This is a genomic window from Streptomyces ficellus, from assembly GCF_030406405.1.
GTDB classification, from domain to species: Bacteria; Actinomycetota; Actinomycetes; order Streptomycetales; family Streptomycetaceae; genus Streptomyces; species Streptomyces ficellus_B.
Genome location: NZ_JAUEPL010000032.1, coordinates 1 through 22,057, shown reverse-complemented (window position 1 = coordinate 22,057; position 22,057 = coordinate 1). Strand labels below are relative to the sequence as shown.

Below are 22,057 nucleotides of genomic sequence, written 5' to 3'. Positions count from 1 at the left end.
GCGGGGCCGATGTCCCCGCGGGCCCCGGCCCGAGGCCGATCTCCAGCTTACGGCGGCGCGTACCTGCCGGCATCCGGAACACAGGGATCGCGGTGAGCGCCTTCGGTGTCGATACCGAGGTGCCCGTCGCCTGCCCACATCGCGTCGGTCACATCGCTGCCGCCACTGCTCGGTGACCTGACCGTCACGCAGGGCGCGGCAGAGGACCCCGGCCCTGGGCTGGGGTCCTCTGGGGGATCGCTGAGGTCAGTGCGCGTGGGTGGTGGTGCGGCGGGTGAGCAGGACGCCGAGGGCGACCATGCCCAGGCCGAGGATGAGGTGGAGCCAGTTGTCGGCGCTGTTGACGGGGACGAAGTTGGCGGCGCTGTCGTGGTCGATGATCAGGCCGTAGATCCACAGCACCAGGTAGACGGCACCACCGCCGATGAGGTAGGCGCGGGCGTTCGGCGCGGTGCGGGCCATGGCGATTCCGGCGATGCCGAACAGCAGGTGCACGATGTTGTGCAGGATCGACACCTGGAAGATGCCCAGCAGCTTGGCCTCGGAGTCATGGGCGGCGAACTTCATGGTGTCGTAGTCGGTGGTGACGCCGGGGATGAACCCAAGGATGCCGACCAGGAGGAATACGGCGCCGACCGCGAGCGCGGCCTGCTGCACCCGGGTCCGGGCGGTTGCGGGGCTGGCATGTTGAGTGGACATGGTGCGCGTCCTTCCACGGTGATGGTGCCTGAGGCCCAAGATCGGCCTGGCCTTTATTTCGCGCTTACCCCGCGCGCTGCGGTTAAGCCCCGGCGCGACCAGAACCCACGGTCCGTCAAGCGGGCAGCCTGTGTACGTTTGTCGGCGAGTCGGCGAGTCGGCGAGTCGGCCGGGGCCGGGCAACCGGGTGACACTGCGTACGCCGGGATCCGGTTCCCCTTTCACGTGTCTCGCTTCACCGGCCCCTGCTGAGGGACGCCGAGGCGGTGTCCATCGGGGCGGGTGGCGACTGTGTGCTGCCGGCCGGGGCGCCCGCGTCCTGGGCCGGGGAGCGGGTCGGGGATCCGGTGGGGGACCCGGTCGGCTCCTTGGGGCGCTGGGAGGGACCGTAGCCCTCGAAGTAGCCGGTTGCCAGGGTGACGATCGCGTTCAGTTTGACGTCGCCGGTCTCGCTGAGCTGGAACACCACCTCACGGGTGCCTCCGAGGTCCTCCGCCACCGCGCGGCCGTTCTGGATAACAGCGGAGGCGTTGCCCTCACCGCCGAGAATGACGAAGCCGTTCGCGGGAATGGTGACCTGCCCCGAGCCGTTGGCCGGCGTGAGCTTCACCGTGGCGTCGGTGCCTGGCAGTTGGATGCCTCTGAGGGTCTCGTCCCTGGACCCGTTGTTGAAAAGGGTTGCCGAAACGACCGCGGAGCCCTGCGCGCCGGACTGCGACTGCGTGAGCACCGTGACGTTCTGGAGCCTGATGTTACCGAGGGAGGTGAAGGCGTTCTCTGGCTTGATCTCCAGCGACGCGGCGTTTTGACCCGCGGAGCAGGCGGTGACCGAGACGATTGAGAACACAATGGCGGTGGCGGCAAGGACGCCGCGTCGAATGCTGCGGCTCACGGCGGCGGCAACTCCTAGGAGGTACGGACGGGCGGACACGGTTCCACGGCGACCGGGCGGCCGCCGGCGGGTTCGACATCAGGCATCAGTGAGGTCGTCACTCAACTCATGCTTTCCTCTATGTGCGTCGTTGTACTGCGCTGATGGCCCTGATCACCAGGATGGCCACAGATCGCTGTCCGCCGCCCGCCGGATGCACAGCCGCCTGCGCCGAATGGCTCACGCGCCGGAGGCCGTCCGGTGTCGTGGTCACGTCGCTGTGCCCGTCGCGGCGGCGCCCCTGTCGCGAAGGTGGGGTTCCAACTGGTTGTCGACGAAAGTGAGGGCGGAGGCGATGGCCATGTGCATGTCGAGGTATTGGTAGGTGCCGAGGCGGCCGCCGAAGAACACGTTCCTTTCTTGTGCGGCGCGCTTGCGATACCGCTCGAGGATGCTTCTGTCGCATGGCGTGTTGACCGGGTAGTAAGGCTCGTCGTCACGCCCGGCGCAGCGGGAGTACTCGCGCATGATGACGGTACGGTCGGTCGGGTAGTCGCGCTCGGGGTGGAAGTGCCGGAACTCGTGGATACGGGTCCAGGGGACGTCGGCGTCCCCGTAGTTGATCACCGGAGCGCCCTGGAAGTCGCCGGTTTCCAGCACTTCTTGTTCGAAATCGAGAGTGCGCCAGCCCAGTTCGCCCTCGCAGTAGTCGAAGTAGCGGTCCAGGGGGCCGGTGTAGACGACCGGCGTGCTCTCGGGAACGGCGGGTCGCAGGTCGAAGTAGTCGGTGTTCAGGCGCAGTTCGATACGTGGGTGGTCGGCCATGCGCCGCAGCCAGGTGGTGTAGCCGTCGGTGGGCAGTCCCTCATAGGTGTCGTTGAAGTAGCGGTTGTCGAAGGTGTAGCGGACGGGCAGGCGGGTGATGATCTCGGCCGCCAGCTCGGTGGGGTCGGTCTGCCACTGCTTGTGCGTGTAGCCCCGGACGAATGCTTCGTACAAGGGACGGCCGATGAGGGAGATCGCCTTCTGTTCCAGGTTGGCGGCCTCCGCGCGCTCGACCTCGCGTGCCTGCTCGGCGACGAGTGCGCGCGCTTCATCAGGTCTCATGTGCCGTCCGAAGTACGCACAGATGGTGCCGAGGTTGATGGGCATGGGGAACACCCGGCCGCCAACGACGGTGTACACCCGGTGCTGGTAGCCGGTGAACGTGGTGAACCGGTTGGCGTACTCCCACACGCGGGTGTTGGAGGTGTGGAACAGGTGGGCGCCGTAGGCGTGCACCTCGATGCCCGTGGTGGGTTCGCGCTCGGAGTAGGCGTTGCCGCCCAGATGCCCGCGCCGCTCCAGCACCAGCACCCGGGCGCCGAGCCGGGAGGCGGCTTGTTCGGCGACGGTCAGACCGAAGAAGCCCGATCCGACCACGATCACGTCGAAGGAGTCGAGGGGGGTCATGGCGGCCTTCCGTCTCGTCAGTCCGGTGTGGCGTCTGTCCGGTGTGGTGTCGGCCCGGTGTGGTGTCGGCCCGTTGCGGCGTCTGTCCGTTGCGGCGTCAGGTGCGCAGCGTGCGTTCGGTCGGGCAGGGGGCCGGGACGGCGCACTGGGGGCACTGGCCGTCCGAGCCGGGGGCGTGCAGCAGGAGCGCGGCGGAGATCCGGCCGAGCAGCGGGGCGCGCAGGAAGGGAGTCGCCGAGCAGACGGCCGCCTCGGCCAGGACGGGTACGGCTGTTCCCATCAGCCGGACCGCGCCCAGGGCGGCGTCCTGCATGCCCGCCGCGGCGGCTCCCACGCTCTGCCGATGGGCCTGCTCGAAGTCGTCCGCGAGATCGGGTGGCATCGGCCCGCTCATCCAGCCGTTGTCTCAGCGGGGCAAACGGGTGGCATCGGCTCGATCTTGTCGATCAGGGCGGCCATGGAGGCGGCGATGACGTCCCACTCGTGGCGGTGCTGGACGGGACGCAGATGACGGTCGCGATCGGCCAGTGACTGCTGGACCACCTCGCGGCATGCGTCGGCGAAGCCGGCGGCCGTGTCGGCGAAGTGAACGATGTCGCTGTAGTCGGCGACGACGTCCGGGACACGTGTGGAGATCACCGGAAGGCCCGCGACCAGATACTCCAGGGTCTTGGTGGGACTGATGGAGCGGGTCGCCTCATTGAGGGCGAACGGCATCAGGGCCACGTCGAAGCCCGCCAGTTCCCGCGGCAGCTCCTCGTACGGTGTCAGACCGGCGTAGTGCAGGTTGGCCGCGCGGGGGACGGTGCTCGGGTCGATCTTCGTGACCGGCCCCACCATGCGGATCGTCCAGTCGGGCAGCTCGCTGCTGAGCCCGCGCAGGAGGTCCAGATCGAGCCGCTCGTCGATGACCCCGACGTATCCGGCGACCGGGCGGTCGTGTGGCCGCCGGAGGGTGCGGGCGCGGGTGAAGTGGGCGGTGTCGACTCCGCTGGGGAAGCAGTGGATGTCGTGGGTGCGCCGGTCGGCGACCGAGCGGTGCAGTGACCTTCCGCCGGTGAAGACGATGTCGGCCGTACGCAGCAGCTCGCCCTGCCTCCGGCGCAGCGCGGGTGAGGCACCCAGGAACGCGGCCAAGTCGTCCATCACGTCGTAGATGACCCGGCCGGGGCGCAGTGCCCTGGCCGTGTCCAGGGCCATGGGGGTGTACAGCCACACGTCCGGGGCGGCCGGGCGGCCCTCACCGGCCAGCATCTCGGCGAGCAGGCGGCCGTAGTCGTCGGCGGCCGGGTCGTCGAAGCAGAGGAACTCCGGGCGTCCCTCGGCTCGTGGAACCACCAGCCACACCCGTACGACGTTGCCGTGATCCTCGCGCCGCAGTTGCGGGACCGGTACGTCCCCCGAGACGGGCTCCTCCACGAACCAGGTCTTCACCCCCCGGTCCGCGCGGGCCGCCGCGAGCCGCGAGACGAGCTGTTGCGGGCGCTGCCACACCCACACCCAGCGCAGATGCGACAGCACGACCAGATCGGGGTCCGCGGGCACATCGATCACCACAGGCTCCTTCGCCTCGATCGGCACGTGCACGGGCGGCACGTGGTCCTCCGGGAGTGCTTCCTGCCACGGCCAGTGCGCCATGGCGGGCAGGAACCCGGCCAGTTGCTGCCGGCACGGCGACTGGAAGCGGTAGGCCGGCAGGTCGTGCACTGGTGCTCCCGCTGCGGCGGCCTGCCACACCTGAGTGAACGTCGACTCCCGGCGGGAGCCTCCGCGGCCGTGACTGACCACGCCGACGGGGTCGGCGCGGCCGGCCGGGCGAGCGAGCAGCGAGTCCCAGTCGCAGGAGTCGACCTGCGGGAACCAGCAATATCCATGCAAGGGCAACCCGCGTGACAGCGCCAACTCATACTGCTCCACCGTGTAGCGCAGCCAGGACGCGCGATCCGACGGCAGGCCGCGGATGTTCGTCTCGGACAGCATCATCGGCAGGCCGTAGCGGTCGCCGTACTGCTGGAGGACCTCGGCCAGACCGATGGGCCGGGGCGAGGGGGCGCGGGCGCCGGACTCGTCGTAGAACCACTCGGAGTGGCAGTAGTAGTCCAGCCCCAGCACATCCACACGCAGGGCCGGCAGATGCAGCAGCCGCTCGCCGCCGGCCGCGATCAGCTGCGACAGAAAGGGCCGCTCCGGGTCGAGGTCGTGGCCGAGCACCAGATCGAGGACGACATGGCGGCGGTCGTTCGCCATCCGGGCGTGCGCCTCCCCCGGCCCCGTACCGCTGTGGTGCTCGCCGGTGTCCACCCACACGTGCCGCGCGTCGGGGAGCAGCCGCGCCCAGCACCGGGCCGCTTCGGTGACGGCCGGCAGCACCGAGCACAAGAGCCTCGTGAAGCCTTCGACACCACGGTCGTACGGGGGCCACAGGGCCTCGTGCCCGGCCAGGAACAGGGTCGCGAACGGCTCGTTGAAAAGGGTGTACGCGGGCAGCCATGGGTAGCGTCGCGCGACCGCCTCCGCGTAGGTGACGTAGGCGTCGGCGAACCCGCGGTCCCGGAAGCCGTCGGTCAGCCAGTCGGGGTAGCTGGTGTGATGGACCAGATCCACGATGGGCACGGCCCCGTGCTCACGCAGATGCCCCAGCGCCCGGTCCGTCTCCGACCAGTCGTACCTGCCGGGCGCCGGATTGATCCGCTGCCAGCGCAGCGGATACCGCAGGTGGCGCACCCCGGCGGCCAGCACCTCGTCGATGTCCCGCTGCGGGTGAGCGGCATGACCGGTCGTGTCCAACTCGTCCACATGCCACATCGGCAGGTAGGTGCTCTCGAAACCGGCCACGAACGTACGTCCGACCGGCGGCAGCGGTGCCAAGTCCGCCTGACCATCTCTGTGCACGGCTCCTCCAACAACGGCGGGCGACCGGTGGGCACGTGCCGGTCGCGCCTCCCGGCGGGGCGGCGGGGCGGCGGGCGGCGGCGGTAAGCCGCGTGCCGCCGCTGCACGCAACGTAACCGTGCTGGACGCTCTGCGCTCGTTGAGGTTCGCTCGTTGCCTTTCCGCACCCGCGCTCCCTCGCAGCCCGTCCTCGGCGAGCGCGGCCAGGGGACCGCGGGCCGGCCGGCCCGGACGCGAGGCGCTACCGGTCAGGTCGGCGTGGTGCAGAGACGCACGTGTCAGCCCGCGGGCGGCAGCGGCAGCGCTGTCCGATCACGCGGCTGAGGGCTACGCCCGGCCGGGCCGGAGCTACACCCGGGGGGAGGCCGGAATCCGTGCGCGTCCGGTCTGTCAGGTGCCGGGCCGGATGACGGCGCGTACGCAGCCGTCCGTCTTGTGCTTGAACATGTCGTACGCCCGGGGCGCCTCGTCGAGCGGCACGGTGTGGGTGGCCAGGTGCGCCGTCGACAGCTCCCCCTTCGCCATGCGCTCCAGGATCATGGGAATGTACCGCTGACCGTGTTGCTGGGCGCCGCGGACCGTGAGGCCCTTGTTGATGACCGCGCCGAGCGGGAACTTGTCCACCGCGCCGGCGAAGACGCCGAGAACGAAGACCGTGCCGCCCTTGCGGCACGCGTGGATGGCCTGACGTACGGCGGTGGGCCGATCGGTCTGGAGCCTGAGTTGCTGCTTGGCCTGGTCGTACAGGTGCATCGGCCCGTCGCTGTGCGCCTCCATGCCGACCGCCTCGATGCACACGTCAGGGCCCCGGCCCCCGGTGCGCTCGCGCAGTTCGGCCGCCACGTCCGTAGCGGTGTAGTCGATGGTCTCGGCTCCGATGTGCTGCTCGGTCATGGCCAGGCGTTCCGGGATGCGGTCGATGGAGATGACACGCTCGGCCCCGAGCAGGATCGCGGCCCTGGCCGCCATCTGCCCCACCGCGCCGCACCCCCAGACCGCCACCACGTCACCGGGCTTCACACCACCGAGGTCGGCACCCATCCAGCCGGTCGGGACGGAGTCGGAGACGAACATCGCGCTGGTGTCGTCCACGGCCTCGGGGACGTGAAAGGCTCCGTAATCGGCGAACGGGACGCGTACGTACTCGGCGTGGCTGCCGCGCAGTCCGCCCATGGCGTGTGAGTAGCCGAAGATTCCGCCGGATTCGTACCCGAACATGGCCTGGGCGATGCCCGGGTTGGTGTTGGTGTTGTCACACAGCGACCACAGGTCGTTCGCGCAGTACCAACAGCGTCCGCAGCCGACGAACGAGGCGACGACGACCCTGTCCCCGACCTTGTGGCGCCGTACCGCGCTCCCGGTTTCCACGACCTCCCCGAGGAACTCGTGGCCGATGACGTCACCGGACCTCATCGCCGGGATGTAGCCACCGATCAGATGGAGGTCGGAGCCGCAGGTCGTACCGGCGATGAGCCGGACGATCACGTCCTGGTCGTTGCGGAGCTCGGGGTCGGGCACCTGCTCCACCGACAGTTTGTTCACGCCTTGCCAGCACAGTGCCTTCACAGCACTCCCTCCCCGCTCGATCGCCGTGCGAGCATCCCGATGAGCTTTCCACCCGGTGTCTCGCGTGTGGTCGGTGGGGTGTCCGGCCGCATGACCTCACCGGTCTCCAGCAGCGACTTGGCCTCGCGGAGCGCGGCGCGCACCTCCTGCCTCGGGTCCTGGCCCGCGAGGCGTGCGGGCAGGGAGGTCGCCGCGGCCTGCGGTGCGTCCTTCAGCCTCACCGCCAGCTCCGTTCCCCGGTCGCCCGGGGCCGGGCGCACGCGCGCCTCCAGCCGGTCGGCAAGGCCGTCCAGCGGCGGAGGCAGCGTGTCCCCCGGCATGACGTCCGTAGGAGCGCGATTGATCGTCACCGTGAGCCATCGTGCGGCCGTCTCACGGGGCTCGGCCGTCGAGCGCGGCAGGCGCTTACGGGCCACGGCGGCCCCTGCGCCCAGGACGGCGGAGGCGAGTAGAACCTGCCTGGCACGTTTCACCTGGTTCCTCCTCGTGAGGGGTCCAGCATTCCGTGTGTCCCCGTCCCTGTCCCCCTCTACGGACCGGGCAAACGACTGATCACCGCGGCCCGCCTCTGATGGCGGTATCCGCCGCCGAACCGGCACCTGTCATGCCGGGGTCGTCGGCGAACGCGCGCTCACGCTGCTTTTTCGTGGCGATCCCGGTGACGTCGGGCGGCGATCACCCGTCGTCCTGCCGACGTGGGGAGCTCGTAAGGATGACGAGTTGCTGGGTCGCTCGGGTCATCGCGACATAGCGGTCCACCGCTCCTTCGATGCCCTTGCCGTACGTCTCCGGGTCGATGAGGACGACCCGTGGGGGTACGGCCGGTCCCTGGAGTGGGCCACCTCCTGCCCGCCGCCCCGCCACAACTTCACGACCCTGCCCGGCATTCGCTCCGAGTCGCCCGCCTTCGACCCGCACGACCTGCACCACCCGGAAATCTCCGCCCTCAGGGAGACGGAGACGGCGGTCGGCGCGATGTGATCGAGCCGGGCAGGGGGCTGCCTGTGCGTCGCCGCCGTGGTTTGCTCAGCGGCGCCGTGCGTCGGCGCCCTGAGGCCGGCCATCGCCGACTGAGGTGACATGGCTGAGCCGGCCTGTGCGGGGTACGCGTTGTGTCCCTGTAAGCGTCCGGCGACCGGACTCAACAGAGGGCGGAGACCTTCATGCCTGCCTCACTAGCAGAGCAAACGACCGACGAGCTCGGTGGAGAGAGGAGCGTCCTGGCCCGGCAGCGGCGCGACCACGTCGCGCTGGACCGGCTGATGAACGATTACTGGGCGGCGGCTGAGCCCGAACGCGCCCGTCTGCTGAAAAAGTTCACGCAGTTGGTGTTCAGCCACGCCTTCGCGGAGGAGACAGTGCTGTGGCCGGTCATCCGCCGCCTTGTGCCTGACGGGGACGGACTGACCCGGCAGGTCGAGCATGAGCACCAAGAGATCAACGAGCTGACCGCAATGCTGGAGCGGACCAAGCCCGGCGGCTCCCGCCACGACGAGTACGTTGAGCGGATCTTCGCCCTGGTGCGCCAGGACATCCGTGACGAGGAGGACGTACTGCTGCCGCGGCTGCAGGACGCGCTCGACCGCCGTCGGCTCGTACAACTGGGCACCGCGTGGGAAGCGGCCCGGCTCAGCTCGCCGACCCATCCTCATCCGGCCGTACCGCGGCGTCCCCCGGGCAACGCGGTGCTGGGTGTGCCGCTGACGCTCTTCGACCGCACACGGGACTGGCTCATGCCCGCCGGCCGTGTCTCGGTCGCCCGCATCGTTGGCACTCTGTGTGCGGTGGCGACATTCGGGCTTGCCGTGGCGCTGCGACTGCGCAAACGCTGATGAGGTTCCGTTACGTCGCGGAGGACTGTCGGTAGGTGAGTAGGCGGGCACATCGGCCGCGCGCCGGCGTACTGAACGTCGACCTGTGCCAGCCCCTCGGGCCCAGGCGGTGTGCACAGCGAGCTCGCCGGTCATGGTGCGGTCGGCACGGCCGACAACGAGCCGACTGCCGAGCCGATCCCAGCACACCTCGCACACTTCGGCGGCTGGCCTGTCCTGGGAATCAGGTGTTGGGTGGTTGGTTGGTTGGATTACCCTCCCTCGGCTCACTGCTGTCAGAGCACTGGTCAGCAGATGCCGCGAGGTCAACAGCACGTCCGCTGACACGGTCAGCGGCTGAAAATCATGATCAGGATGGCCGTCGCCACCGCGCTGATGAGGAGCGAGCCCAGGCACCCGACCCGGTTACTGAAAAACAACATGTCCCTCGCCTGCCCCGGTACGGGCGGTCCATGAGTACGCCGACTCAGTACACCGTTTCAGGTAGCGCGCCGAGTCGGACCCAGAGGGCTTTGCCGGGTGGCGGGAGGTGACACGCCGGCGCTGGATCAGTCGGTCGACGGACCGGAGGCCATGACCGCCGGGGCTGTCGCCGGCCGCAGCATGTGACGGCCCCTGCACCGCAGCCCACTCGCGCGAAGTGGTGCCTGCCCAAAAGCGTTTGACGCCCGCTGGCATCCGGCGGTCGGATGACGTGCCATGAGCACAGGGCAGATGCATCCCGGCATGCACCCCATCGACGACGACCTCGTACGGCGGCTGATCGCCGGACAGTTCCCGCGGTGGGCGGAACTGGCGGTGGAGCGCGTGCCGTCCAGCGGCACGGTCAACGCCATGTACCGGCTGGGTGGCGACATGGTCGTAAGGCTGCCGCTGGTACAGGGCGGAGCCAAGGACGTGTCGATGGAGCGGGAGCGGCTGCCCCGCCTCGCGCCCCGGCTGCCCACGGCCATCCCCGAGGTGCTCGCGGCCGGGGAGCCCGCCGAGGGGTACCCGTGGCCGTGGGCGGTGTACCGGTGGCTGGCGGGCCAGAACCCCGAGCCGGGGGCGCTGAGCGAACCCCTGCTGCTGGCTGGGGATCTGGCCGCATTCGTGGCGGCGATGCGGGCCATTACCCTGCCGGGGGCGCCGCAGGCCCACCGCGGCGGGCCGGTCGCCTCCCTCGACGCGGAGACCCGGGCCGCGATCGAGGAACTGCGCGGGATCCCGCAGGAGGGCGTCGACTGCGATGCCGCGGCGGCCGTATGGCAGGAGGCGCTGCGGGCCCCGGGCCGGCAGGGCCCGCCAGTGTGGCTGCATGCCGATCTCATGCCGGGCAATCTGCTGGTGGACGGTAGCAGGCTGACCTCGGTGATCGACTTCGGCTGCCTGGGAGTGGGTGACCCGGCCTGCGATCTGTTCCCGGCGTGGAATCTGCTGCCGGCCGATGCGAGGAAGGTCTTCCGCGAGGCGCTGGGCGTGGACGACGCGACCTGGATCCGCGGCCGAGGGCGGACGCTCTCGCAGGCGCTGATCGCGCTGCCGTACTACCGGAGGACGAACCCGGCGATGGCGCACAACGCCCGGCACGTGATCAGGGCGGTGCTCGGCGAAGCCTGAGGCACCCCAGCACACGCGGGGACCGAGCTGGTCACAGCCATTCATTGATCGCGGCGACCAGCACGGTGGCCTATTACTGGACGGCGAGCGTGTCGTGTCGCGTGGCCACCGACCACACTCGGCCGTACGCGTGTTCCGGCGTTCCGGAAACGAGACGCGGCCCTGGTCGCTCCGGCCGGCCGGCCGGCCGGTGGTGGCGGTGATCCGCGGGTTCAGCACCGGAACGGGTAGTGGACGAGGCCCCGGCGAGGGCGCACGGGGGCCGCGACCGGTCCCCTGTTCCGGTCGCGGCCCCGCCCTCGGGGGTGGTGAGGGTGGTCAGGAGCCGCAGCAGCCGCCCGCCGGCTGGGCCTCGGCGACACCGAGCGGGACGGGCGCGGGCGCGGGGGCGCAGCAGCCTCCGGCGTCGCTCTGCTCTGCGGTCGGGTCATCGAAGAGACCCGCGCCGCCGCACACTCCGGTCTCGGGGAGGGTCAGTTCCACGCGGTCGGCCGCTTCGAGGTCACCGGCGATCGCGGCGGTGACCGAGCGGACCTGCTCGTAGCCGGTCATCGCCAGGAACGTCGGCGCGCGGCCGTAGGACTTCATGCCGACCAGGTAGACGCCCGGTTCGGGGTGGGACAGCTCGCGGTGGCCGTGCGGGTAGACGGTGCCGCAGGAGTGCTGGTTGGGGTCGATCAGCGGCGCCAGCTCGACCGGGGCCTGGAGGCGCTCGTCCAGGCCGAGGCGCAGTTCGTCGAGGAAGGCCAGATCGGGTCGGAAGCCGGTGAGCACGATGGCCTCGTCGACCGCGTCGAGGCGGCGGCCGTCCTCACCGACCAGCAGCAGGCGGCCGTCGCTGTCGCGTTCGATGGCCTCGGTGCGGAAGCCCGTGACCGCGTCGGCGTATCCGTTGTCGACGGCGGCCTTGGCGGCGAGGCCGAGGGCGCCGCGGGCGGGCAGTTGGTCGGCTTCGCCGCCTCCGAAGGTGGAGCCGGAGAGGCCCCGGCGCAGGATCCAGACCGCGTGCGTACCGGCGCCGTCCTCGGCCTGCGCAAGATCGGCGAGGTAGGCGAGGGCGGTGAAGGCGGAGGCGCCGGAGCCGATGACGGCGGTGCGCTTGCCGGCGTAACGGCTGCGGACGGTGGGGTCCTTGAGGTCGGGGACGCGGTAGGTGATCCGGTCCGCGACCGCGCGCTCGCCGAGGGCGGGCAGGCCGCTGCCGCCGGCCGGGCTCGGGGTGGCCCACGTACCGGAGGCGTCGATGACCGCGCGGGCGAAGACACGCTCCTCGCGGCCGTCAGTGGTGGTGAAGTGCACCACGAAGGGCTGGACTTCGCGGTCGGCGTCCACCACGCGGTCGCGGCCTGCGCGGGAGACACCGGTGACCCTGGCGGCCGTGCGGACGCGCTCGCCCAGGACATCGGCGAACGGCTGGAGATAGAGGTCCGCCCATTCCCCGCCGGACGGGTAGTCGGCGGCGTCGGGCTTGGTCCAGCCGGTGGGGGCCAACAGCTTCTCGGCGGCCGGGTCGGTGATTTCGCCCCAGGTGGAGAACAGCCGTACGTGGGACCACTCGCGCACCGCGGCTCCGGCGACCTGCCCGGCCTCCAGAACCAGGGGTTCGATGCCCCGGTCGAGCAGGTGGGCAGCGGCGGCCAGACCGACGGGTCCGGCTCCGATCACGACGACGGGCAGCTCGGTGGGGACGGGCGCGTTCACGGCGACTCCTTGGCGTTTCTGTTTCGACATCCGTCGATGGCTTTAGTTGCCAGGATGGCAGACTGTATTGATGAGCGTCAACATAGACATTCATCGAATCGACGGCCTCGTTTACAGACACACCGACGGAGCCTTCGACAACTGCGATGACGCGTACGGCCGCCGGTGAAGTGGGCGACCTGGCCCACCTGGTTCGACGTGTGTCAACATAGACGTATGTCGAATGCGAAGGTGCTGCCGCTGCTGGAGACTGCCAACGGGCAGGCCGTGGTGCCCTGCTGCCCACCGCTGACCGAGCGTCCCATGACCGCCGAGGAGGCCGAGACGGCCGCCCGGATGTTCAAGGCTCTGGGCGACCCGGTACGGCTGCGGCTGTTCTCCGCCGTCGCTTCCCACGAGGGCGGCGAGGCGTGCGTGTGCGACATCTCCGACGTCGGCGTCTCCCAGCCCACCGTCTCCCACCACCTCAAGAAGCTCAAAGAAGCCGGCCTGCTCACCTCGGAGCGGCGTGGGACCTGGGTGTACTACCGCGTCGAGCCGTCAGTGCTCGCCGCGATGGGCAAGCTGCTGGCCACGACCGCCACTGCGGTCTGACCTCTGCCTCCGCATCAAGGAGACGCTGCCCGGGTCGGGCCCGGCGCTGCGCACGCCGGGGTGGTCGAGGACTCCGTCCACACTCCCAGCGGGAATCGCCCGCCGACGCCATGACGGCCCCGGCCGCGCCGTTGTCCTGATCGAACGCCACAGCCCAGCCGCCCCTCCCCCAACCCCGCCACGGCAGGACGATTCAAGGTTTTGTGAATTCAGAACTCGCTGTACTGTCGTGCCGTGCTGACTGTTGCTTCCGACATCGAGGTGCTGGCCCGCTTCGGCCGAGCGCTGGCTGACCCCATCCGCTGCCGGCTCCTGCTCGCCCTGAGGCAAGCGCCTGCCTACCCGTCCGACCTCGCCGACGCCCTCGGGATCTCCCGCACCCGGCTGTCCAACCACCTGGCCTGCCTGCGTGACTGCGGACTGGTCATTACCGTGCCCGACGGTCGCCGCACACGCTACGAGCTCGCCGACGAGCGTCTCGGCCACGCGCTGGACGACCTGCGTACCGCCGTGGTGGCCGTCGAAACCGACCGCACCTGTGTCGATGCCGACGACGAGGGGTGCTGCTGATGAGCGTGATACCCCTCGGCGCTTCTTCGGGCCGCCGCGATGCGCTGGCCAAGCGAATACGGCTGCTCGTCGCCGTCACGATCATCTACAACCTCATCGAGGCGATCGTCGCCATCACCGCCGGTACGCTCGCTTCCTCCACCGCCCTGATCGGCTTCGGCCTGGACTCGGTCATCGAGGTCTCCTCCGCCGCCGCGGTCGCCTGGCAGTTCTCCGCCTCCGAGCACCACATGCGCGAGGCCCGGGAGAAGACCACCCTGCGGATCATCGCCGTCTCCTTCTTCGCGCTCGCCGCCTACGTCACCGTGGACGCCGCCCGTGCGCTGACCGGCTCCGGCGAGGCCGAACCGTCCCTGCCCGGCATCGCGCTCGCCGCCCTGTCCCTGGCGATCATGCCGTTCCTGTCCGCCGCGCAGCGCCGCGCGGGCCGCGAACTGGGTTCCGCCAGCGCGGTCGCCGACTCCAAGCAGACCCTGCTGTGCACCTACCTGTCCGCCGTGCTTCTGGTGGGACTGGTCGTCAACGCCACGCTCGGCTGGTCCTGGGCCGATCCGCTCGCCGCCCTGGTCATCGCCGCCGTCGCGGTGAAGGAGGGCCGCGAGGCGTGGCAGGGCGAGGGCTGCTGCGCGACCCCTGCCACCGCGGTGGTTGCCTCCGGCAACGGCGAGCCGGACGCGTGCGGCTGCCGGCCCGGGTGCGACTGCTGCGCGTGATCCTCGGGGTCGCATGGGCCTGTACGCGCAGTCATGCGCGCGCAAGCCCGCGGATTCGCCCAACCGGCGGGCCGGCTTCATGCCCGAGGGCCGCTTCATGCGCGAGGCCGGCTTCCTAGCAGCTCGGCGACCTCGCGGGCCGCGTCGCGCGCCGGGCGGCCCACGCCGATGAGCGTGGCGGAGGCGGGTCCGGTCCAGTCGCCGTAGCCCAGCAGGTGCAGCCGCGGCTCGTCGAGGGCGCGTGTGCCGGCGGTGGCGATGTGGCCGCCGCGGCCGCGCAGGCCCAGCGAGGAGAGGTGGGCCAGGGCGGGGCGGAAGCCGGTGCACCAGATCACCGCGTCCGCCTCGGCGTGCTCGCCGTCTGCCCACGCGATGCCGGTGGTGGTGAGGCGGGCGAACATCGGCCGAGCGGCAAGAAGCCCGGCGCGGCGGGCGGCGCGTACGGGTGGGACGGCGACGATGTCGCCGAGCGAGGTGACTCCGCCCGTGTCGGTGCGGCCTTCATCGAGGGCTCGGCGGCGGGCCGTGGCGACGTCGAACAGGATGCGGCCGTCGATGTCGTCGGCCAGGAAGCGGGGCGGGCGCTGTGTCACCCAGGTCAGGTCGATGCCGGCCCGGGCGAGGTCGGCGGCGATCTGCGCGCCGGAGTTCCCGCCGCCGACCACGACGACGCGCTGCCCGGCGAAGTCCGCCGGGCGCCGGTACCCCGCGGTGTGCAGCTGCCGTCCGGCGAAGGCGTCCCGGCCGGGGATGGCGGGGATGAAGGGGCGCGACCACGTGCCGGTCGCGCTGACCACGGCGCGCGCCCGCCAGGGGCCGGCGTCACTCTCCACGTGCAATCGCCCGCCGTCGCGGTGCACGGAGCCGACCTGGACGCCGTGCTGGACGGGTAGGTCGTAGCGCTTTTCGTAGTCGGCGAGGTAGTCGACCACGTGCCAGGCGTCCGGATACGCCTCGCCCGGCTGGGCGGGCATGAGACGGCCGGGCAGCGAGGAGTACGCCGCCGGGGAGAACAGGCGCAGGGAGTCCCAGGTGTGCTGCCAGGCGCCGCCCGGCGAGGAGCCGGCGTCGAGGACGACGATGTCCACGCCTTGGCGGCGCAGGTGATAGCCGGCGGCGAGCCCCGCTTGGCCGCCGCCGACCACCACCACGTCCACGTGCTGCGTCATGACTCCAGGCGCGCGGTGGTGAACTTCTTGCGCCAGGCCAGGGAGACGTAGACCAGCGCGACAAGGACCGGGACCTCGATGAGCGGGCCGACGACACCGGACAGTGCCTGGCCGGAGGTGACGCCGAAGGTGGCGACGGCGACCGCGATGGCCAGCTCGAAGTTGTTGCCCGCGGCGGTGAACGCCAGGGTCGCGGTGCGGTCGTACGCCAGGCCGATCGCCTTGCCGAGCGCGAAGGTCCCGAACCACATCACCGCGAAGTACACCAGCAGCGGCAGCGCGATGCGGGCGACGTCCAGCGGCTGCGAGGTGATCGTCTTCCCTTGGAGGGCGAACAGGATGACGATCGTGAACAGCAGCCCGTACAGCGCCCATGGGCCGATCTTCGGCAGGAACCTCTGCTCGTAGTCGGCCCGGCCCATCTTCTGCTCGCCGATGCGGCGGGTGAGGAAGCCGGCGAGCAGTGGGATGCCGAGGAAGATGATGACGTTGACGGCGATGTGCCACACGGACACGTCGAGGCCCTGGTCGTCGCCGAGGTTCATCCAGCGCGGCAGCAGGTCGAGGTAGAACCAGCCCAGCAGGCCGAACGCGATCACCTGGAACACCGAGTTGAGTGCCACCAGGACGGCCGCGGCCTCACGGTCGCCGCACGCGAGGTCGTTCCAGATGATGACCATGGCGATGCAGCGGGCCAGGCCGACGATGATCAGGCCGGTGCGGTACTCGGGCAGGTCCGGCAGGAAGACCCACGCCAGCGCGAACATCACCGCCGGGCCCACGATCCAGTTGATGACCAGCGACGACACCATCAGCTTCCGGTCGCCGGTGACCGCTTCGAGCTTGTCGTAGCGGACCTTGGCGAGCACCGGGTACATCATGACGAGCAGGCCGAGCGCGATCGGCAGGGAGATCCCGCCGATCTCGATCTTCGCGAGGGCGTCGTTCATACCCGGGACGAGGCGGCCCAGGCCCAGGCCGGCGGCCATGGCGATGAGGATCCACACCGCGAGGTAGCGGTCGAGCGTGGAGAGCTTCTTGACGATCGAGTCGTCCCCGCCGCCGGCCTGCGGCGTACCTTCGGCGGCGGTGGTGGGCTCGGTGGAGGTCACGGGCAGGCCCTCTTGTTCTCGGCGGCGGTACGGGCGGCGGCGGCGAGCTCGGCGAACTGCTCGGACAGGCCCGCGAAGACCTCGGAGCGCAGTCTGTAGTAGGTGAAGCGGCCGCACGGTTCCGTGTCCACCAGCCCGGCCTCGCGCAGCACCTTCAGGTGGTTGGACAGATTGGTCTGCTTGGCTCCGGTCTCCTCGACGAGGTGCGTCGTACAGAGCGTCTCGCGCGCCAGCAGGGTCACGATCCGAAGCCGGAGCGGATCGCCCAGCACCCGGAGCACATCAGGATCGACTGAAGTCAGCATGCGCTGATACTGTCACATCATCGCCTGCTGATACCAGCGGCGGCTGAAATCATTGGCGGCTGGATTCCGCCGTGCGACGAGAGAGAACGATCACCATGGCCGACTCTTCCGGCAAGCCGTCCGTCCTGTTCGTCTGCGTCCACAACGCCGGACGCTCCCAGATGGCCGCGGCCTGGCTGACCCACCTGGCCGGTGACCGCGTCGAGGTGCGTTCGGCCGGCTCCAACCCCGGCGAACGGGTCAACCCGGCCGCCGTCGAGGCCATGGCCGAGGTCGGCATCGACATCTCCCAGGAGACGCCGAAGATCCTCACCATCGACGCGGTGAAGGAGTCGGACGTCTGCATCACCATGGGCTGCGGCGACACCTGCCCCGTCTTCCCCGGCAAGCGCTACCTGGACTGGAAGCTCGATGACCCGGCCGGTCAGGGCGTGGAGGCAGTGCGCCCCATCCGCGACGAGATCAAGACCCTGGTCGAGGGCCTGATCGCAGAGATCGCCCCGGCGAAGACGGCCTGAGCGAGAGACGCGAGGCCGTCATCACCGGCTCCCGTCCCGCCGGATACAACGTCCGACCGCATCCATGCCCACAGATCTATTCGTACGGGTCCGTACCTGTCCGTACACGACCGGGCGGCTGCCGACCTTGAAGATCGACAGGTAGTAGTGCGCGGCCTTCTCGCCGTTGTGCGGGGTGGGAGGATGGGGCAATGACCGAGATCTTCACTCCCCGCCTCCTGCTGCGCCGCTGGCGCGAAGAGGACCTGACCGCCATGGCCGAGATCAACGCCGACCCGGTGGTGATGGAGTGGATCGGCGACGGCTCCGTCCTCGACCTGGAGCAGACCGCCGAGGCGATCGAGCGCTGGGAGGAGGAGTGGGACGAGGAGGGCTTCGGACTGTTCGCCGTCGAGCTGCTGGGCTCCGGTGAGCTGGCCGGGTTCACCGGGCTGTCCGTGCCGGAGTACCTGCCGGAGGTGCTGCCGGCGGTGGAGATCGGCTGGCGGTTCGGCCGTCCCTTCTGGGGCCAGGGCTACGCCGCGGAGGCCGCGCACGCCTCGCTGGAGTTCGCCCTCCAGGACCGCGGACTGGACCGGGTGGTCAGCATCTGCCGCGCCGGCCACGACGCCTCGGAGAACGTGATGCGCAAGCTCGGCATGTCGCTGGAACGGGAGGCCGTCGACCCGCGGTACGGGTTCCCGCTGTTGGTGCACGCGATCGACCTGACGGAGTACCGGGGCTGAGCCCAGCACCCCCCTGACGTGCGGGACCGGCTCGCCCGCTTGGTGAGAGAGCACCCGCCGCCCGTTTGGCTCGACGACGGCCAATGGTCCGGTGTTCGGCTCCGGGCTGTCGCCTCCGGTGTGGAAAGCGATGTAGAAATTGGCCATGAAGGGAAAGCGGTTCTTCCGCCCGGACCATCAGTCGCGAGACCGTTTTGATCAACGCGGGTCCAAGGGCTCGCGTCGCGATTCGAGGTCGGGACTGCGCTCCCTGCTGAGTCTGCACACCGCCGCAGGGCAGGTGTTCCTGTTGCAGGTCGTGATCGTGTTGCTGCTGGTCGCGGCGGCGGTGACGGCCGTGGTGGTCCAGGCCAATCGCGGCAGTGAGAGGGAGGCCGAGCGCCTGTCGGTGACCGCGGCCGAATCCTTCGCGAATGCCCCGGGCACGGCCGAGGCGTTGAACGCCCGGAATCCGACAGCGATCCTCCAGCCGCGCGCCGAAGCGGCCCGTCAAAGGGCCGGCGTCGACTTCGTTCTGGTCACGGACACCGACGGTATCCGCCTTACGTACCCCGACCCGAAGCAGATCGGGAAGAAATTCGTCGGCACCATCGAACCGGCGCTGCAAGGCCGCACCGTCGTGGAGCGGGCCGGCGGGCCGCCGCTGCCCACCGGGGAGGGAACGGCCGTGCAGGCTGTGGTCCCGGTGACCGGTGCGGACGGTTCCGTCGTCGGCCTGGTGTCGGCCGGGATCACGGTGGAGAACGTGGGCGACCTGGTCGAACGGCAGCTGCCGATCATCCTCGCCAGCGGCGCGGTCGCGCTCGTGCTGTCCACCACCGGGGCGGCACTGGTGTCCCGGCGGCTGCGGCGGCAGACGCACGGCATGGGCCCGGCCGAGATGACCCGGATGTACGAGCACCACGACGCGGTCCTGCACGCCGTGCGGGAAGGCGTACTGATCGTCGGAGCGGACGGTCGGGTGCTGCTGGCCAACGACGAGGCGCGGCGGCTGCTGGACCTCCCGGCGGACGCCGAGCGGCGGCCGGTGGCGGACCTGGGGCTGGACGAGGAGACGGCGCGGCTGCTGGCCTCGGGCGAGCCGGTCACGGACGCGGTGCGCCTGGTCGGGGACCGGCTGCTGGCGGTGAACAAACGGCCCACGGCCCCGTACGGGGGCCAGGCGGGAAGCGTGGTGACGCTGCGGGACACCACGGAGCTGGCGACGGTCACCGGGCGGGCGGAGGTGGCACGGGAGCGGCTGAAGCTGCTGTACGACGCGGGGGTACGGATGGGTACCACGCTCGATGTGACGCGTACCGCCGAGGAACTGGCGGAGGTGTCGGTGCCGCAGTTCGCCGACGCCGTCACCGTAGAGCTGCTGGACCCGGTCCTGCGGGGCGAGGAGCCACCCGGCGCGGACACCGAGCTGCGCCGCACCGTCGTCCACGGCCGGGAGGGTGACTACGGCCTCTCCCCCGTCGGTGAGCTGATCCGGTTCCCGCCCGCCGGCCCCGTCGCCACGGCGGTGGCCGGCGGCCGCGCGGTGCTGGAGGCGGATCTGAGTGCCTCCGACGCCTGGCGGGCACCGAACCCCGAGCGTGGGCGGGGGGTACTGGAGCGGGGTGTTCACTCGCTCATCGTGGTGCCGATACGGGCGCGGGGGTCGCTGCTGGGAGTGGCGCACTTCTGGCGGGCGGACGCCTCCGCGCCGTTCGTTGAGGAGGACAAGTCCTTCGCCGAGGAGCTGGCCGCCCGGGCGGCGGTCGCCATCGACAACGCCCGCCGCTACACCCGCGAGCACACCATGGCCGTCACCCTCCAGCGCAGCCTGCTGCCCCGGGGCATGCCCGAGCAGAACGCCTTGGAGGCGGCCTACCGTTACCTGCCGGCCCGGGCCGGGGTCGGCGGCGACTGGTTCGACGTCATTCCCCTGTCCGGCGCCCGAGTGGCGCTGGTGGTCGGCGACGTCGTCGGCCACGGCCTGCACGCCGCGGCCACCATGGGCCGGCTGCGCACCGCCGTGCACAACTTCTCCACTCTGGACCTGCCTCCCGATGAGCTGCTGGGGCATCTGGATGAGCTGGTGGCCCACATCGACACCAACGAGGCTGCCGCCGAGGGCCAGGACGGGCAGGAGATCACCGGGGCCACCTGCCTGTACGCCATCTACGATCCCGTCTCCGGGCAGGTGGCCGCCGCCACCGCCGGCCACCCGGGGCCCGCGGTCGTCCATCCCGACGGGAACGTGACGTTCCCCCGCGTGCCCGCCTCCCCGCCGCTGGGCCTGGCTGCGGGCCTGCCCTTCGAGACCGTGGAACTGACCCTTGCCGAGGGCTCGGAGCTGGTGCTCTACACCGATGGGCTGATCCGGGACCGCAACCGCGACGGCGACCCGGACGCCGGCCTGGAGGCCCTGCGCGCTGCCCTCGCCGGGTCGGACCGCACCCCGGAGGCCACCTGCGCCGCGGTGATCGAGGCCATGCTGCCCGCCCAGCCGAGCGACGACATCGCGCTGCTCGTGGCCCGCACGCGCCGCCTGGACCCGGCGGACGTCGCCGAGTGGGACGTACCCCGCGACCCCGCGGCGGTGGCCCAGGTCCGCGCCGCCTGCGCCCGCCGCCTGGCGGACTGGGGTCTGGACGACATGAGTTTCAGCACCGAGCTCATCCTCAGCGAGCTCATCACCAATGCCATTCGCTATGGCGGCGACCCGATCACCGTGCGGCTGATGCGTGACCGGAGCCTTATCTGCGAGGTCTCCGACGGCAGCAGCACCTCACCCCATCTGCGCCGGGCCAAGACCACCGATGAGGGCGGCCGCGGCCTGTTCCTCGTCGCCCAGTACGCCGAACACTGGGGCACCCGCTACACCCCCGCGGGCAAGGTCATCTGGACCGAACAGTCCCTGGAGGGCGGTGCGGTGGAGCCCAGGGGCTTCGGCGACATCCTGCTCGACCAATGGAGTGACGAAGCCTTCTGACGAGTGTGGGCCGAGGACGGCTCCCGGGCCCGGACGCGGCGGCGGAACGGGGGCGAGGAACGCGGTGACCGCGTGTCGGCCTTGTCGCAGGGCGGGAGCGGTCCATTGTTTTCTCGGTCAGGACGACACCGTGCGCCCAACGCCGGGGCGGTGGGCGCCGGGGCGGCGCAGGCAGACGAGCCAGGGGACACAGGATGAACAGCGCTGGGTTGCTCGCAGACGCCTTCGGGCGGGTGCGGGAGGTCGTACACGAGACGGTCGCGGGCCTGTCTCCCGCATTGCTCCACGCGCGCCTCGACCCGCGGGCGAACACCATCGCCTGGCTGGCTTGGCACCTCACGCGCATTCAGGACGATCACATCGCCGACGTCGCGGACGAGGAGCAGCTGTGGCTGTCCGCCGGCTGGGCGGACCGCTTCGCGCTGCCGTTTCCCGAGGCGGCGACGGGATACGGGCACACCAGCAAGCAGGTGGCGGCCGTGAAGGTCGAGTCGGCCGATCTCCTGCTGGGTTACTACGACGCCGTCCATGACAGGACGGTCCATTTCGTTCGCGGGTTGCGGAACGTGGACCTGGACCGCGTCGTGGACGAGTCATGGTCGCCCCCGGTCACCCTTGGCGTGCGGCTCGTCAGTGTCGTGGCGGAAGAATGCGCGTGCGGTGGCTCGTGGCTGTAGGTGTCGTGCAGGTGCGGATCGTGCACATGCAGGGCCGGACGGGAAACGGGCGGTTGCTCGGGTTCCTGCCGGGCCGGTTGCTGGCCGGCCGATGCGACGG

Annotated in this window: 21 protein-coding genes and 1 pseudogene; 10 read left to right on the top strand and 12 right to left on the bottom strand. The window is 70.6% G+C overall.

The window, feature by feature from the left end; all coding sequences use genetic code 11:
- Positions 1-246: 246 nt before the first annotated feature.
- The 7 genes from QWM81_RS20325 to QWM81_RS20295 all read right to left on the bottom strand — a co-directional run bounded on the left by QWM81_RS20325 (position 247) and on the right by QWM81_RS20295 (position 7,953).
- Positions 247-699: a DUF4383 domain-containing protein gene (locus tag QWM81_RS20325; RefSeq protein WP_290113587.1), complete on the bottom strand. Its 453-nt coding sequence runs from the start codon at positions 697-699 to the stop codon at positions 247-249.
- A 235-nt stretch (positions 700-934) separates the two neighbouring features.
- Positions 935-1,591: a DUF461 domain-containing protein gene (locus QWM81_RS20320; RefSeq protein ID WP_290113586.1), complete on the bottom strand. Its 657-nt coding sequence runs from the start codon at positions 1,589-1,591 to the stop codon at positions 935-937.
- Between the two features lie 249 nt (positions 1,592-1,840).
- Complete coding sequence (gene glf, locus QWM81_RS20315; protein ID WP_290113585.1) at positions 1,841-3,022, bottom strand: UDP-galactopyranose mutase; 1,182 nt, start codon at positions 3,020-3,022, stop codon at positions 1,841-1,843.
- 97 nt (positions 3,023-3,119) lie between these two features.
- Complete coding sequence (locus tag QWM81_RS20310; RefSeq protein ID WP_290113584.1) at positions 3,120-3,404, bottom strand: hypothetical protein; 285 nt, start codon at positions 3,402-3,404, stop codon at positions 3,120-3,122.
- Between the two features lie 8 nt (positions 3,405-3,412).
- Complete coding sequence (locus QWM81_RS20305; protein ID WP_290113583.1) at positions 3,413-5,914, bottom strand: glycosyltransferase; 2,502 nt, start codon at positions 5,912-5,914, stop codon at positions 3,413-3,415.
- A gap of 390 nt (positions 5,915-6,304) precedes the next feature.
- Positions 6,305-7,456: a zinc-dependent alcohol dehydrogenase gene (locus tag QWM81_RS20300; RefSeq protein ID WP_353938320.1), complete on the bottom strand. Its 1,152-nt coding sequence runs from the start codon at positions 7,454-7,456 to the stop codon at positions 6,305-6,307.
- Positions 7,457-7,476: 20 nt separating this feature from the next.
- On the bottom strand, positions 7,477-7,953 hold the full coding sequence (locus QWM81_RS20295; protein ID WP_290113581.1) for an SRPBCC family protein: 477 nt from the start codon (positions 7,951-7,953) through the stop codon (positions 7,477-7,479).
- Positions 7,954-8,269: 316 nt separating this feature from the next.
- On the opposite strand from QWM81_RS20295, the pseudogene QWM81_RS20290 reads away from it, so the two are divergent.
- The 3 genes and pseudogenes from QWM81_RS20290 to QWM81_RS20280 form a co-directional block, all read left to right on the top strand.
- Positions 8,270-8,461: pseudogene (locus QWM81_RS20290) on the top strand (aa3-type cytochrome oxidase subunit I); the annotation flags it as partial.
- 182 nt (positions 8,462-8,643) lie between these two features.
- Positions 8,644-9,312: a hemerythrin domain-containing protein gene (locus tag QWM81_RS20285; protein ID WP_290113579.1), complete on the top strand. Its 669-nt coding sequence runs from the start codon at positions 8,644-8,646 to the stop codon at positions 9,310-9,312.
- Between the two features lie 699 nt (positions 9,313-10,011).
- Positions 10,012-10,911, top strand: coding sequence for an aminoglycoside phosphotransferase family protein (locus QWM81_RS20280; protein WP_290113577.1), 900 nt, complete (start codon positions 10,012-10,014; stop codon positions 10,909-10,911).
- Between the two features lie 318 nt (positions 10,912-11,229).
- Here QWM81_RS20280 and QWM81_RS20275 read toward each other — a convergent pair whose 3' ends face one another.
- A complete protein-coding gene (locus QWM81_RS20275) occupies positions 11,230-12,612 on the bottom strand; it encodes an NAD(P)-binding domain-containing protein (RefSeq protein ID WP_290113575.1) in 1,383 nt (460 codons plus the stop codon).
- Positions 12,613-12,828: 216 nt separating this feature from the next.
- Between QWM81_RS20275 and QWM81_RS20270 the strand changes: the two genes are divergently transcribed.
- The 3 genes from QWM81_RS20270 (at position 12,829) to QWM81_RS20260 (ending at position 14,489) form a co-directional block, all read left to right on the top strand.
- Positions 12,829-13,206, top strand: a complete 378-nt coding sequence (locus QWM81_RS20270; protein WP_290113573.1) for an ArsR/SmtB family transcription factor — start codon at positions 12,829-12,831, stop codon at positions 13,204-13,206.
- Between the two features lie 234 nt (positions 13,207-13,440).
- Positions 13,441-13,776, top strand: a complete 336-nt coding sequence (locus QWM81_RS20265) for an ArsR/SmtB family transcription factor (protein WP_290113571.1) — start codon at positions 13,441-13,443, stop codon at positions 13,774-13,776.
- Positions 13,776-14,489 carry a cation efflux transmembrane domain-containing protein gene (locus QWM81_RS20260; protein WP_290113570.1) on the top strand — a complete coding sequence of 238 codons (714 nt, stop codon included), beginning with the start codon at positions 13,776-13,778 and terminating at the stop codon, positions 14,487-14,489. The genes QWM81_RS20265 and QWM81_RS20260 overlap by 1 nt, the downstream gene beginning before the upstream one ends.
- Positions 14,490-14,584: 95 nt before the next feature.
- Here the strand turns inward: QWM81_RS20260 and QWM81_RS20255 are convergent, their stop codons facing one another.
- From QWM81_RS20255 to QWM81_RS20245, 3 genes are read right to left on the bottom strand one after another with little or no spacing between them, the layout of a single operon-like run.
- Entirely contained in the window at positions 14,585-15,658 is a 1,074-nt protein-coding gene (locus QWM81_RS20255) for an ArsO family NAD(P)H-dependent flavin-containing monooxygenase (protein WP_290113569.1), read from the bottom strand.
- On the bottom strand, positions 15,655-16,770 hold the full coding sequence (arsB, locus tag QWM81_RS20250; RefSeq protein WP_290113568.1) for an ACR3 family arsenite efflux transporter: 1,116 nt from the start codon (positions 16,768-16,770) through the stop codon (positions 15,655-15,657). Before arsB ends, QWM81_RS20255 begins: the two co-directional genes overlap by 4 nt.
- A complete protein-coding gene (locus tag QWM81_RS20245; protein ID WP_290113565.1) occupies positions 16,767-17,075 on the bottom strand; it encodes an ArsR/SmtB family transcription factor in 309 nt (102 codons plus the stop codon). Before QWM81_RS20245 ends, arsB begins: the two co-directional genes overlap by 4 nt.
- Positions 17,076-17,170: 95 nt before the next feature.
- Between QWM81_RS20245 and QWM81_RS20240 the strand changes: the two genes are divergently transcribed.
- Positions 17,171-17,593, top strand: a complete 423-nt coding sequence (locus QWM81_RS20240) for an arsenate reductase ArsC (protein ID WP_290113564.1) — start codon at positions 17,171-17,173, stop codon at positions 17,591-17,593.
- 21 nt (positions 17,594-17,614) lie between these two features.
- Here the strand turns inward: QWM81_RS20240 and QWM81_RS20235 are convergent, their stop codons facing one another.
- Positions 17,615-17,785 (bottom strand): hypothetical protein, encoded by a 171-nt coding sequence (locus QWM81_RS20235; protein WP_290113563.1) that lies wholly within the window; start codon positions 17,783-17,785, stop codon positions 17,615-17,617.
- Here QWM81_RS20235 and QWM81_RS20230 point away from each other — a divergent pair.
- The 3 genes from QWM81_RS20230 (at position 17,785) to QWM81_RS20220 (ending at position 21,957) form a co-directional block, all read left to right on the top strand.
- Positions 17,785-18,318 carry a GNAT family N-acetyltransferase gene (locus QWM81_RS20230; RefSeq protein WP_290113562.1) on the top strand — a complete coding sequence of 178 codons (534 nt, stop codon included), beginning with the start codon at positions 17,785-17,787 and terminating at the stop codon, positions 18,316-18,318. The two genes, QWM81_RS20235 and QWM81_RS20230, sit on opposite strands and share 1 nt — an antisense overlap.
- A gap of 145 nt (positions 18,319-18,463) precedes the next feature.
- A complete protein-coding gene (locus tag QWM81_RS20225; protein WP_435372403.1) occupies positions 18,464-21,280 on the top strand; it encodes a SpoIIE family protein phosphatase in 2,817 nt (938 codons plus the stop codon).
- Positions 21,281-21,474: 194 nt separating this feature from the next.
- Positions 21,475-21,957 carry a mycothiol transferase gene (locus QWM81_RS20220; protein WP_290113560.1) on the top strand — a complete coding sequence of 161 codons (483 nt, stop codon included), beginning with the start codon at positions 21,475-21,477 and terminating at the stop codon, positions 21,955-21,957.
- Positions 21,958-22,057: the final 100 nt, after the last annotated feature.